The 13,489-nt window shown below is 43.0% G+C and carries 9 protein-coding genes; 6 read left to right on the plus strand and 3 right to left on the minus strand.

The features are described from left to right. The first annotated feature begins 258 nt into the window (after positions 1–258). Positions 259–1,536, plus strand: coding sequence for a DUF4912 domain-containing protein (locus VE944_RS05810; RefSeq protein WP_324973603.1), 1,278 nt, complete (start codon positions 259–261; stop codon positions 1,534–1,536). Between the two features lie 85 nt (positions 1,537–1,621). Next, positions 1,622–2,548 carry a phosphodiester glycosidase family protein gene (locus tag VE944_RS05815; RefSeq protein ID WP_324973606.1) on the plus strand — a complete coding sequence of 309 codons (927 nt, stop codon included), beginning with the start codon at positions 1,622–1,624 and terminating at the stop codon, positions 2,546–2,548. Positions 2,549–2,564: 16 nt separating this feature from the next. On the opposite strand, the gene VE944_RS05820 is transcribed toward VE944_RS05815, so the two are convergent. Continuing rightward, entirely contained in the window at positions 2,565–2,879 is a 315-nt protein-coding gene (locus VE944_RS05820) for a hypothetical protein (RefSeq protein ID WP_324973609.1), read from the minus strand. 672 nt (positions 2,880–3,551) lie between these two features. Then, entirely contained in the window at positions 3,552–4,865 is a 1,314-nt protein-coding gene (locus VE944_RS05825; protein WP_324973612.1) for an ABC transporter ATP-binding protein, read from the minus strand. A gap of 165 nt (positions 4,866–5,030) precedes the next feature. Here VE944_RS05825 and VE944_RS05830 point away from each other — a divergent pair, with 165 nt between their 5' ends. Next, complete coding sequence (locus VE944_RS05830) at positions 5,031–6,287, plus strand: FAD-dependent oxidoreductase (protein ID WP_324973615.1); 1,257 nt, start codon at positions 5,031–5,033, stop codon at positions 6,285–6,287. Between the two features lie 274 nt (positions 6,288–6,561). Further along, a complete protein-coding gene (locus VE944_RS05835; protein WP_324973618.1) occupies positions 6,562–7,131 on the plus strand; it encodes a single-stranded DNA-binding protein in 570 nt (189 codons plus the stop codon). Between the two features lie 20 nt (positions 7,132–7,151). Here the strand turns inward: VE944_RS05835 and VE944_RS05840 are convergent, their stop codons facing one another. Beyond that, a complete protein-coding gene (locus tag VE944_RS05840) occupies positions 7,152–8,912 on the minus strand; it encodes a trypsin-like peptidase domain-containing protein (protein WP_324973620.1) in 1,761 nt (586 codons plus the stop codon). An 83-nt stretch (positions 8,913–8,995) separates the two neighbouring features. On the opposite strand from VE944_RS05840, the gene VE944_RS05845 reads away from it, so the two are divergent. Further along, entirely contained in the window at positions 8,996–11,194 is a 2,199-nt protein-coding gene (locus VE944_RS05845; protein ID WP_324973623.1) for a pentapeptide repeat-containing protein, read from the plus strand. A 138-nt stretch (positions 11,195–11,332) separates the two neighbouring features. Further along, positions 11,333–13,198, plus strand: a complete 1,866-nt coding sequence (locus VE944_RS05850; protein ID WP_324973626.1) for an ABC transporter ATP-binding protein — start codon at positions 11,333–11,335, stop codon at positions 13,196–13,198. The last annotated feature ends 291 nt before the right edge of the window (positions 13,199–13,489 follow it).

A 13,489-nucleotide genomic window follows, 5' to 3' on the forward strand; every position in this document is an offset into this window, starting at 1 on the left:
TTACCCCTTGATCCCTAGATATGCTTAGTGGTTAATATTGACTTAACAGATAGAACTTCCTCGATCCCAAAGAAATGCTAATGGCATAACTAAGGAATTGATTGGATGTTACCCCAATTTAAAAACAGATTAAAAACTTAAACACTGGGCAAAACCAGGAGTCAGGATAAGAAATTCATCTGGAGTGGATGACATTTTATATAGCATTCTTTAACCAGGGGAAATCATTTACCGCTTAAACTACTGGAGTCCAAAATAATGGCAAAAGAACGCCCGCCACTAGAGGAGATGACCTTACGGCAACTACGCAAAGTTGCTAGCGAATATAGCATCTCTCGGTATAGCCGAATGCGTAAATCACAATTACTGGCATCAATTCAAGAAGTCCAGCGCAGTAAAAATTTACTTAGTCCATCTCGTTCATTGGAGGCACAGGAAACCGTGGAAGCTGCAAAGTTTGAATTAGGTCAGGAAGATCGCACTGGTGGATCTTTGGCTGATGTTGATGAAGGACTCGCAGATTTGCCCTCTGGCTATGGTGACAGCCGGATTGTCCTCTTACCACGCGATCCTCAGTGGGCTTACACTTACTGGGATATTCCCAATGAACATAAACAGGAACTGCGTAGGCAAGGGGGACAACAACTTGCACTACGGATTTATGATGTTACCGACATCAATATCGAATTCCAAAGCCCCCACAGCATTCAAGAATATCCTGCTGATGAACTAGCTAGAGAATGGTATCTACCAGTTCCAGTTAGCGATCGCGATTATGTAATCGATATCGGCTATCGTGCTGCTGATGGACGCTGGTTAGTACTTGCTCGTTCTGCTAAAGTACACATTCCTCCCGTTTATCCTTCTGACTGGATAGAAGATGTCTTCATCACTGTTAACTTTGAAGAAGATTTGCGTGGTAAGACTCAGTACGAACTAGTTCCACCTGCCAAGAAGATTGCAACTACCGCCAATGGTAATCCTGCTGTTGTCAATGGTAATGGTAACGCTAACGGCAACCCCATCTACGACCAAATCTTTGGTTTAGCCGAATCTGCCGAATCACTACGGGTTGCTGGTTCTATCTTCGGTTCCCAGCACCAAGTACCAAGTTCAGCGCGTCCTGAACAAGCTATTAGCTCCTATATTTTCCCATCTGGTGTGGGTATGTGGGCAGTTCCTACCGTTTCAGGCTTAACTGCTTCCGGTGCAGGAATGTCAGGTGTTGGCTTCTCAGCTTCCGCAGTACCAGTGCGTCCGCGCCAGTTCTGGTTAATTGCCGATGCTGAATTGATAGTCTACGGTGCAACCGAACCAGATGCTACCGTAACCATTGGTGGTCGTCCAATTCAGCTAAATCCAGATGGAACATTCCGCTTCCAGATGTCCTTCCAGGATGGTTTAATTGACTATCCGATTTTGGCTGTAGCTGCTGATGGTGAGCAAAATCGGTCAATTCAGATGAAATTTAATCGTGAGACACCATCTAGAAATACCAACACCAAAGAAGAAGCTGTTTTAGAATGGTTCTCTTAAGTTTTGGTTCTAAGATAAACTCCAGACTGAAATTTTAAATTATTCCCCGCTATAGTAATTCTGTAGCGGTTTTTTTTGCATTAGTATGTCTACGAAAAAATTATTTTTGTTATTTATCTTGATAATTGGTGCAACCTTATTATCAGGTTGTCAAGAGATTGAAGCAAATTCAGTCCCAAAAGCATCTAAAACTTGCCCTGGCAAAGATGCTAAGTTCAGCATTGATTTCTTTAAAACTAATAATCAAGGTAAAAGAAATCAAAGAGGTATCAACAATGTGATTATTTTTAATCCCAAATCAGCAAAACTAGATTTCAAAGTTAATGTTGGTCTATCTCATAAACTCTACGCCAAAGATGCTAGGGGGAGACTGCGTAAAGAATATGTACCAAAACAGTTTCGTGAACTCATCGGCGATGAGAATGCCAAATTAAACGGACAGTTACCCATTGCCGCAATTAATGCCGACTATATAGATACTGATGATAAACCACAAGGCTTAAATGTTTCTCGTGGTGTTGAGTATTCAGGAGCATTTAAAAATAAGCGTTCTTCCTTTGGGATATCAGGAGGTACACCTAATCAGCGACAGGCTACTATCCAAGCTGGTAGAAGAAAAAGTGATATTCTCAATTACAATTTAGTAGGTGGTAATGGCAGATTCTATCGTCAGGGTAAATTTAAAGATATTTGTCAAGATTTAGGAGATTTTGCTTGTAAAAATGCTAAAAATCGCTCTATGGCAGCTATTACCAATCAAGGCTATGTAATCTTATTAGTTAATGACTTGAAAGCTAATTCAGATATTGAATTATCTCAAGTTAATCAAGAGTTACTGCCAGATATGTTTGATAATGTGTTAGAAGGTATTGCTAGCAATAACTGTTTAGGTAAGATTCAAGAAGCGATATTATTTGATGGCGGTATGTCTCCAGGATTGTATTATAACCAGAAAAATTATGTAGAAAACTTTGGGCCGATTGGTTCAGTTTTTTTGATTTACAAAAAATAAAAATAATCACTCAATTTTATAGTATTGACTCTTTAAATTTTTGCGAATTCTCAAGCTTGTTTGGATTCACCCAACGATTGACAAATTCGTGATTATGTTTATACACCTTGATTTGCACTTGCTTGGAACTTAACTTGACTACTTCGGCAGGAATTCTTTGGACATCGCTAGAATCTGCACGAGGTTTATAAAGCCAAATGACTTTTTGCCCTACTTGAAAGTAGTCAGCATTACTAGTTAAAGAAGGCGCTTTTTCTGCCCAAGAGGGGAAAGCAATTGCTAAGTTTATCAAAAGTACTAAAACCACTAGAGTGATTTGGAAAAGTTTCATTATCATTGCACTTGTCTTGGGTCTAGTAGGATAATCAATCTCCTGATCTAGCATTTAATCATTATTCTCCTTTATTTGCTTAAAGTCTCTTTGGGGAATTTAGTTAGCATTAGTTTGCTCTTTGAATGCTGGCAATATACCTAAATTTGATAGCGATAGTACCGCAAGGCGGAAGTCAAAATGAACCTATTTCACTATTCTAAAAATCCCTACTTCTTTTCGTAAAATGTACTTGAAAACCTTAATTTTTCGTTTTCAGTTTTCAATAAGCTTAAGCTTTATAGCACAAATATTATTAGTGGGATAGGTTTATAATTGTATTCCGAGCTAGCTTCTTGCGACATTTGAAATGGTATGTTTATTTACACCTTGCTGTACTAGAGATTTGCAAAGTTAACTACTGAGCCAAAGGCTTGTATTAATCGCAAGCCAAGTTTATTTTTGTTTAAAGTACAAATTTTTGCTAATTTCAGCATAAAGCGACTTACGCAATAAAAGCAAATAGTCTTATTTCTTAAAAGGATAAATTAAATTTATTATAGAATATGTGATGCTCTGCCTTGAGATCGCAATCTCAAACAATCCCTCTCAATTCTGATTCCGTTTGACCCTTTGCGGAAGCGATGATTAGATTTTTCCTCCCCTGCTTCCCCTACTCCCCCTGCTCCCGCTTTAGGGAAATATTGCTAGCTCAGTTTCCGGGTCAAAAAAGTGAATTTTCTCTGGAGTTAGCGATAACCATAGTTGCTCACCAGGTTGTACAAATCGATCTGGTGGTATTCGCACTTGTAAGTAATTGGTAGTAGCAGGCTGAGATCCCGGTTCGGCAATCTTAACTGCGAGAAAGGAATCGTTGCCGAGATTCTCTACCAAATCTACCTGCACTGGTATATTTTTGGTAGCAGGCATACTCAAGTTCAAGTGTTCTGGGCGAATGCCTAAAATTAGAGTTTTCCCATCATATTTTTGTAAAGCTTTTCCCCAAACTTCTGGAAGGGTGAAACGAAACTGAGAATGAGTAATCAACTGTAGGGCATGAAATTTAACAGGAATAAAATTCATCGGTGGTGAACCAATGAACTCTGCTACAAAAAGATTCGCTGGGCGGTTGTAAAGTTCTAAGGGAGAAGCAACTTGCTGAATTTTACCCTCAGACATAATCGCAATGCGATCGCCCATTGTCATCGCTTCTGTTTGATCGTGGGTAACGTAAATTGTCGTTGTCCCCAGTTGGCGCTGCAATTTGACAATTTGAGCGCGGGTTTCCGCCCGCAGTTTGGCATCTAAGTTAGAAAGCGGTTCATCCATTAAGAATACTTGAGGATCACGCGCGATCGCTCGTCCCAATGCAACTCGTTGTCTTTGTCCCCCAGATAGCTGTTTTGGTAAGCGATTCAGCAATGTTTCGATTTGCAACAGTTGAGCAACACTACGCACCTGTTGATCCACTGCCCGTTCTTTGTCAGAAATGTAGCGCAGTCCTTTAGGTAACTTTCTGGTCGCACCCACGAAGAGATTTTCTGTCCAATTGGGGAGTGGGGAGTGGGGAGTGGGGAGTGGGGAATGCTGATTTTCCCTATTCCCCGATTGTCTGCGGCGCAGCCCAAAGGCGATATTGTCATACACCGTCATGTGGGGATAGAGGGCGTAATTTTGAAACACCATTGCGATGTCGCGTTCTTTGGGTGGTAGGTCATTGATCAAGCGATCGCCTATCCAGATATTACCGCCAGTCATCACTTCTAAACCAGCGATTAAGCGCAGCAGGGTGCTTTTACCACAACCAGAAGGGCCTACCAGCACCATAAACTCGCCATCTGCGATCGTCAGGTTAATTCGGCGCAAGACGTTAACACTTCCCGCACGTTCTTGCGCTGCATCAGTTTTTTCCCCAGACGTGAGGGAAGATTGGTTTTCTGAAGTCACACTTTCCCCTTTACGCGGGGAAAAACTTTTATAAACGTTTTCTAAAACAACTTGGGACACAATTATTAATTATTGTCATTGGGCATTGGGCATTGGACTAATGACCAATGACAGTTTAGCGCCAATCATAATACACGTTGTATGTAAATACGAAAAGTAAAAAAAACAGCTTGCAACATCAAAAGCAAACTATGCTGAATTTTAGGGCTATCAGGAGGTGTTGTTATGACTACCGATGTACCTAAAAATCTTTCCCAAGAACCAAGCATTAACCCTGTCCATGACATTGTAGACGGACAAACCACAGATTGTTGCATTGTGGGTGGGGGACCGGCAGGAGCAGTTTTGGCGCTATTGTTAGCGCGTCAAGGCATTTCGGTGATGCTGCTGGAAGCACACAAAGACTTTGACCGCGACTTTCGCGGCGATACGATTCATCCGTCGGTGATGGAAATTATGGAAGAATTGGGACTTAGCGATCGCTTGCTAAAACTCCCCCATACCAAAATGCGCCAAATTAGGTTTAAAACTCCTCAAGATACTGTCACATTGGCAGATTTTAGTCATCTGAAAACCCATTACCCCTACATTACGATGCTTCCGCAGGTGAAATTCCTGGAGTTCATTACCCAAGAAGCACAAAAATATCCTAATTTCCATCTGGTGATGGGTGCGAATGTACAGGAATTAATTACGGAAAATGGAGTAATTCAAGGTGTCCGGTATCGGGGAGGCGGTGGTTGGCATGAAATCCAGGCAATAGTGACAGTTGGTGCAGATGGTCGCCACTCACGTTTGCGCCACCTGGGTGAGTTTGAGTCCATCGAAACCTCGCCACCAATGGATGTCCTCTGGTTCCGCCTACCCCGTCAGCCAGAAGACCCAGAGGGGGGAATGGGGCGCTTTGGTAAAGGTAAAATCATTGCCATGCTTGACCGTGGTGATGAGTGGCAAGTTGCCTATGTTATTTCTAAAGGAGGCTATCAACAACTGCGGGCTGCGGGTTTGGAGGAATTAAAAAAATCTGTTGTCGAAGTAGTGCCAGAATTCCAGCAACGCATCCAAAATTTACACGATTGGTCACAAATAGCTTTTCTTTCAGTGGAGTCCAGCCGCGTCAAAGGCTGGTATCGTCCCGGACTGCTACTCATTGGTGATGCTGCCCATATAATGTCCCCCGTTGGTGGAGTTGGCATTAACTACGCGATTCAAGATGCTGTCGTCGCGGCAAATGTACTCAGCAAACCGCTCAAAAACGGACAAGTACAACTTAGCGATCTAGCAAAAGTGCAGCGTCAACGCGAGTTGCCCACACGCATTATTCAGGCGTTTCAAACTTTTATCCAAAAGCGGGTATTTGCCCCCGTTCTTATCTCAAATCGCACCTTTGTACCACCTGGATTTTTGCGCTTACCCATCTTGCGTGACCTTCCAGCCAGGTTGATTGCCTTGGGTGTTTTTCCAGTTCACGTCAAGACTTAATTTTTGGCAAAAACTTTTTATATTGAATGGATGAATGGTACAATTATACTACTCCAGACAGAATTCAATGCTCATTTAGTCAGGCGAAGGTGGAAAGCAGCATACTCTATCTATGCTGTTCAAAGCGATCGCTTGGCTTTTATGCTAGAAATAACTAAAAACTCAGGCATTATTAAAGAATGCAAACAATTAAACATATCTAGATATTAATTGGCACTACATAGAAAAACCTTCTCTTTTTGATCAGTACTTTTTGTAGTCAGGAGTAATTTTAATGAACAGCTGCGTTTTGATGGCGGAAATTATCAACGAGCCGCAACTCCGCTATACAGCCGATAATCTGGGAGTCACGGAAATGCTGGTGCAGTTTCCCAATTCTCAGAAACCAGAAGAGCCGCCAGCCACGCTGAAGGTTGTCGGCTGGGGAAATTTAGCGACAGAAATTCAGCAAAACTACCACCAAGGCGATCGCGTCATCCTGGTAGGGCGTTTAGGCATGAATACTGTTCCGATGGAAGGTTTTAAAGAAAAACGCGCTGAATTGACGGTGCAACAAATTCAACCTGTTGGAGGTAGTTTTAATACTGATCCATTACCCTCAGCAACCGTAACTCCATCATTTACTGAAACCGCTCCACGACAACCAGCAGCATCTCGTCCTGCACCGAAAGACGTTCCCAGTTACGATTCACCACGTCCAGCGCCTACCCCGGCTACAAATCCTGTTGGCGTTGCTCCCCAAGCGACAAGTTACGAACCTGTACCCCAACCCACAAATTATGAGCGAACCACTTATCCAGCAGTGAAAGCGGAAGAACCAGATCCAGATGATATTCCGTTCTAAACATAGAGGAACTAATGCTATCAGTTTTCCAGCACTTTTAAGGCATTAAGGATACCTTTGGTAAGACTGGTAGCAAGCACTGACCTAGTAGCAGGATCTTGTTGTATCTTTTCAATGTAAGCGCGATTGCTCGCATTAGCTAAATCACCTACAAAAATTACAACTGCTGGTAAATTCACATCTCGGCAAAACCTCAAACCACGAGTAGACGTATAAGAATCAGGAAGGGTACTGATGTCGAACGATGGATTGTCTTTTTGAAGAACAGTTTGCAAGGATTCTGCTAATTTTTTAGCGCGGTCATTGGCAGCACTGTAGTAGAGTTTAATACTAGGAGGTCTGGAGTTACGAGTATCTGAACTATTGATCAGCAGTTCAATTGCTAGTTCACCTTGCTGGCCAGAATTGCGTAGCGTGTTAATATCCTGTATCGTCTGCTTGATGGCTGCCCTTTCGTCGGATTCATTAGTCTGAGCTACGGTTATGGGGACAACGCGAACCCCTGGATCGCTACGTTTCATTTCCTCAATAATTGACTTTTGCAGATGCTCCATTGCCTTTTTTTCTAGCTTTGCGTTCTGTTCTCCTAAAAGTGAACGTCTTGGTCTTCCGGCTAGGATAAATACTTGAAGCTGTGTGGGTGGGGTAGTGCGATCAACGTACTTATCCAAAAAATCTCGTAACTCTGAATCACCAGAGCTTTGTGCCTTCAGGTCTGCTAAAATTCTATCGAGCCGAATGCCCAGATAGGCTTTGACCTTCACCTCATCACTTTTTTCATCTAAGAGTGCTGCTTGATGAATACCAACTACCTGCCAATCTGTATTAAATAACGGACTACCAGAGGAGCCAGGCTCGGCATCAGTGTCATACTCAAGAAAATTCTCATAGAAATTTACCAGGCGATTATTAAACACCACAATTTCCTTGGGTCGTCCCCCAGGATGCTGAATCATGTGGATTGGGTCGGCGGAAATAAAGTTTTTGGTCTGGATAATATCTACAAATTCCGGTTCTAGATTATCTTTCAAGGCGGAGTCAGCCAGAGTTTGTGTACTCACTTCTGGCGCGATTTCTCCGGCTAAATTTTTTGCTAGATTAACTCCCTTAAACTTACCATCCAGTGGCTTCAGCTTCAGCAACACGTAATCCAGGTCTGTGTTGAGCGATGTGACCAAAAATGTAGGATCAAACTCATACTTGTCTAATCCAGCTAATAGCTCTGGGTCGCCTTCCTGGCGGCGGAATTTGGCTTCGTAGTTAAACACGGCACGAAATTCAGGAAGCAAATTTTTATCATCTACAACATGGCGATTGGTTATCAAGTAGTCACCGCCAACAAGAAACCCAGAGGCGTAAGGCAAATCTACCGTTGTAGCGTTAGTCTTAAATTTGCCTGGCTCCGTGATCGGGTCGATTTTGTACCATTTCAGTACCGTTGCTCGCAGTATTGGTTCACTGTTAGCTGCTTCGATCAGTTTGTCTAAGTCTTCGGGTTTGCTAATTCGGCGGACTAGACAGCAGACACTTTTACCTGCGTCTCGCCCTTTCTCCAAGAAACTGAAAGGTAACAAATCATTCTCATTTAAGACATGAGGGTTAGCTTTCTCAAACCGTCGGCGTAATCGCTGATTGATCAAATCTGCCAGTTGAATCCCTGACACGCGGGTTGACTCTATATTTTTTTCTTGAGGCTCGCCTTTTTTAGAATCGATACTTTCTAGTATGCGAAGAAGCTTGCCGACTCCACCCAATAAATTGTTCAATAAAATCTTTGCCATAATAAATTTCCAATGGTAGTTTAAGCTAATTGTATATAGTCAGTGTTATTACGTAATCAAAAGTCGCTATTATCTTAACTTGAATGAATCAGGCATTACCACCAACTAGCCTGCCTCGCTTGATTAATCTCCGAGGAAAGCGGGTTTCTCAAGAGATGCTAAGTCAACTGGACTTCAGCCAATGTTTGCTAGGACTTTCTGCGACTAGTCGAATGGGGACATTTTTTTTAAGCTTACTACTGAGCTTTTTATGTGCAGTGGTAGCAGCGTTCGCAGGAGCTACATTAGCACTCTATCTAGTATTCGATTATCAGGGGTGGCGCTATCTAACGATCGCCATTGTGGCAATTATCCTAGCTGCATTTGTTTACTGGGTGCGTACCCAATGGTTGCAGAGTATTTTAGTGATATTCGTTGGGTGCTGGCTGGGTTTGCCGATTTTAGCGGTGGTGTTGAGGCTGGTAGGATTGGTATCAACGTCAAAGTTGAATCTGTTTATCATTGGTAGCCCTTTAATTGGCACTCTATTGACAGCGGCTTCTCTGTTAAGTGTAGTCGGTTTGAGCTTGGCGAGTTCACTGCTGACTATGGGCTTTCAAAGACAATTTCGCTGGTTGCACGGATTTTTGCTGACTAGCTTCATGCTGTTATGTGGTGCAGTAGGAGTAGTGCAGGCTGCAAGCGGTAATCTAGACAATGAGTATTTGAAGGAAATACGGCAAGCTAAAACTTTTCCCAGTCCCGTATTTGAGTTAGTGGGATGGTTAGGTAGTAGTGTTTTGGCTGTAGCGATCGCCTTAGTAATACTGCAATTTTTCCAAGACAACCGTCGTTTGCAGGGACAACCCGATGCAATTCTTAGTCTGGGAAAGGCGATCGCTAACTTGGGAGGTACTTCTTTCCGTGAGCTAGATTTGAGCCACCTCAACTTTTCCGCAATATCCCTAGTAAACATTGACCTACGGGCCAAGAAACTCTACAGGACTCGTTTTACTGGTACAACTGGTTGGGATGCCGCAACAGTAGATGATTCCTACTTAGATTTACATCAGCCCAAAGTGCAAGCCTTACTCAAAGGAGAACCCATAACCCAGAACTTTTTTCGTACCAACCTGCGGGGAGCCTATCTACAAAAAGCGGTCTTGCAATATTTCGACTTCACAGAGGCAACTTTGGACGGGGTAGACCTCCGGGGGGCTAACCTCTATTATGCTAGGTTTGTGCGGACGCTGGTTACTGATGTAGACTTTTCCCTAGCAAATTTAACTGGTTGCTGTCTGAAAGATTGGAGCTTTAATCGCCAAACTTGTTTTCAGGGGGTAATTTGTGAATATATCTACCGTGACTTTGAAGATGGTGAGCGTACCCAACGTTATCCTGTAGGGCGGAACTTTTTGCCTGGAGAGTTTGAGGCGATGGTTCGCAAGATAGAAACTTCCTATGAACTGGTGTTTGAGCAGGAGATTGACCCCATATCCCTCAGTTTTGTGTTTGAGAAATTCCGCTTGGAGGATGAGAGTCTAGGGTTAGAGTTGCAGGGTTTAGAGCAACGCGGCGATCTTTGGATTGTCAAAGTTGGTCATCGGGAAGGGGTTTCTCGTCAACAAGTGGTGGAGCGTGTAAATGAAACTTACGAAGACTTGCGTAAACTGTTTGAAGCTCCTTATAAGTTAGCTTTGGACGCTAAGGATAGTGAGATTGCTAGGATAAATAGTCAGTTCCAATTTTTTATGGAGATGCACTCGCAATTCTGGCAAAAATTTGTTGAACGCACAGGTAATTCCGTTGAAAGTGTGATCTTTCAAGGACAAGGTCATCAAATTTACTTTAAAAATCAAGTTGGAGAGACTATGGAAAATCAAAATATTAATGCAGGTGGTAGTGTAGATGCCTCCACAGGGGCAAGGTTTACAGGCGACATTACAGGTTCAACCATTAATTTGGGTGAAATTAGCGGTAGTGTGTCTAACGTTCTCAATCAGTTACCTAGTTCTCCAGACCCCACTCAACCTGGAATTAAGGAACTACTAATCCAACTTCAACAAGCAGTTGATAAAGATACCGATTTAGCTCCCGAAGATAAAGCAGATTTACTAGAGCAGGTAAAAGTTTTGGCAGAAGCAGAACAAACACCTGAGCCAGAGAAAAAGAAAGGATTGGTGCGAACCGCTAGAAAAATATTTGATGCAACATTGAAGAGTTTGCCAAGCACTGCGAATATTATTGAGGCGTGCAGTAAACTATTGCCGCTGATTTTAAAAGCGTTGGGACTTCCTGCGTAGTGTTTGAGCCGATCGCAATTTGCAGAAATCACAAGTAGTTCTACATCGTAAATGCGTGTATATTGTGGAAGTATGTGAAAAACTGCCAGGAAGTGTAAAATCCAAATAATTTTAAGTTAATATTTCGACCCAACTCCTATGAGAGAAAATGTCCTAGAGGTTCGCAATCTCCAAGTTGAATTTCCCGGTGATGGCAATACTGTCAGAGCTTTGGATGGTATTTCCTTTGGGCTGCATAGAGGTGAGACTCTAGGAATAGTAGGAGAATCGGGGAGTGGTAAATCAGTGACAGCTCTAGCTGTAATGGGTTTGTTGCAAAGTCCCGGTATAGTTACTGGCGGTGAAATCTGGTTTCGTCCCCAGGAGAATGCCAATGCCATCGATTTGGTAAAATTGCCTCCTGAGCAAATGCAGCTACACCGGGGTGGCGACATCGCCATGATTTTTCAAGAACCGATGAGTTCGCTAAATCCGGTTTATAACATCGGGTTTCAGCTAACAGAAGCAATTATGCGGCATCAAAGTGTGTCAGCAGCTCAAGCACGACAAATTGCGATCGCAGGTCTGCAAGAGGTTAAACTTCTACCTAGCGATGAGGAGATTCAGCAGCAGTATATCGAAACTTCATCGAAACCAGAACCATCAAAGTTGGCACAGTTGGTTAAACAACACAAAGAAGCCATGCTGGAACGCTACCCTCATGAACTTTCTGGGGGTCAGTTGCAACGGGTAATGATTGCAATGGCAATTTCTTGCAACCCATTAATCTTAATTGCCGATGAACCAACTACAGCTTTAGATGTGACGGTGCAAGCTACAATTTTGGACTTGTTGCAAGAATTGCAGCAAAGCCGTGACATGGCAATGATTTTCATCACCCACGACTTAGGGCTAATTTCAGAAATTGCTGACGAAGTAGCGGTGATGTATAAAGGTAAAGTTGTCGAATCTGGTACTTCTCGGCAAATTTTCAGCAGTCCCAAGCATCCATATACTAAAGGTTTGATAGCTTGTCGCCCCACACTCAACCGCCGTCCCCAAAAATTACTCACCGTTTCTGACTACATGAGTGCAGAAGAGACAGCAACGGGACAATTAGTAATTCAGGCGAAAGAACCCGCACAACCCACAGAAGTCACTACTGAAGAGATTGCTGCAAGATTGGCAAACTTCAATAAAAAGGAACCCCTGCTGCAAATCCGCAACCTGAAAGTTGGTTTTCCAGTGCGTGGGGTGTTTGGTGGGACAAAACGTTACAATATGGCAGTTAATGGCGTTTCCTTTGATGTCAAATCAGGAGAAACACTAGGTTTGGTGGGAGAATCTGGTTGCGGTAAAACTACCCTTGGCAGAACTTTGCTGCGATTAATTGAACCGATGAGTGGTCAGATTATTTTTGAGAAACAAGATATTACTAGTCTCAAAGGTGAACCGTTGCAAAAACTGCGGCGGGAAATGCAAATAGTCTTCCAAAATCCTTTTAGTTCCCTCGACCCACGGATGAAGGTTGGGGATGCGGTGATGGAACCATTGTTAATTCACGCCGTGGGTAAGACAAAGCAACAACGACGCCAACGCGTAGCCGAACTCTTAGAACGGGTGGGATTGAGTGCAGATGCGATTAACCGCTATCCTCATCAGTTTTCTGGCGGTCAACGCCAACGGATTTGTATAGCCCGTTCTTTGGCATTAAATCCTAAGTTTATCATCTGCGATGAGTCAGTTTCAGCACTGGATGTTTCAGTACAGGCGCAGGTATTAAATCTCCTCAAAGAATTACAGTCAGATTTTCAGCTTACTTATATCTTTATTTCTCACGATTTAAGTGTGGTGAAATTTATGAGCGATCGCATTTTAGTTATGAATCGCGGTCAAATTGTTGAAGAAGGCACAGCCGAAAGTATCTACCAAGAACCCAAAGAGGAATACACGCAAAAATTAATTGCTGCGATTCCTACTGGTAGTGCTGAACGGGTGCGAAGTCGGCATCTGAAGGCTTTATAGAAACTATCTGGTAGTGAAGTATGAAATTCTAATCTTTATGTGCTAACAATGTGTTTTAACCTGAACTCAGGTCATGTTAAGCTTCCCCCATGACAAGTCCCTCAATCGTATGCGCTTGTACGATAGGTTCTAGTTCCTCAACGATTCGGCAGGCGAAGTGCTTTCGGTGTTCTACAGGGATAGTCTCGTAGTAAGACCGAGTAAACTGAAGATCGTGCCGCTTTGCGTTCTGAGCGTCCGGAGCATCCACACCAAGCACTAGCGCTGGCCGCGATTTTTGAGATTGGTTGC

This window comes from Nostoc sp., from assembly GCF_035638895.1.
Lineage (GTDB): Bacteria > Cyanobacteriota > Cyanobacteriia > Cyanobacteriales > Nostocaceae > Nostoc.

Coding starts and splice junctions, on each gene's coding strand:
- VE944_RS05810 (WP_324973603.1), top strand. CDS start 259: ATGGCAAAAGAACGCCCGCCACTAGAGGAGATGACCTTACGGCAACTA.
- VE944_RS05815 (WP_324973606.1), top strand. CDS start 1,622: ATGTCTACGAAAAAATTATTTTTGTTATTTATCTTGATAATTGGTGCA.
- VE944_RS05820 (WP_324973609.1), bottom strand. CDS start 2,879: ATGAAACTTTTCCAAATCACTCTAGTGGTTTTAGTACTTTTGATAAAC.
- VE944_RS05830 (WP_324973615.1), top strand. CDS start 5,031: ATGACTACCGATGTACCTAAAAATCTTTCCCAAGAACCAAGCATTAAC.
- VE944_RS05835 (WP_324973618.1), top strand. CDS start 6,562: ATGAACAGCTGCGTTTTGATGGCGGAAATTATCAACGAGCCGCAACTC.
- VE944_RS05840 (WP_324973620.1), bottom strand. CDS start 8,912: ATGGCAAAGATTTTATTGAACAATTTATTGGGTGGAGTCGGCAAGCTT.
- VE944_RS05845 (WP_324973623.1), top strand. CDS start 8,996: ATGAATCAGGCATTACCACCAACTAGCCTGCCTCGCTTGATTAATCTC.
- VE944_RS05850 (WP_324973626.1), top strand. CDS start 11,333: ATGAGAGAAAATGTCCTAGAGGTTCGCAATCTCCAAGTTGAATTTCCC.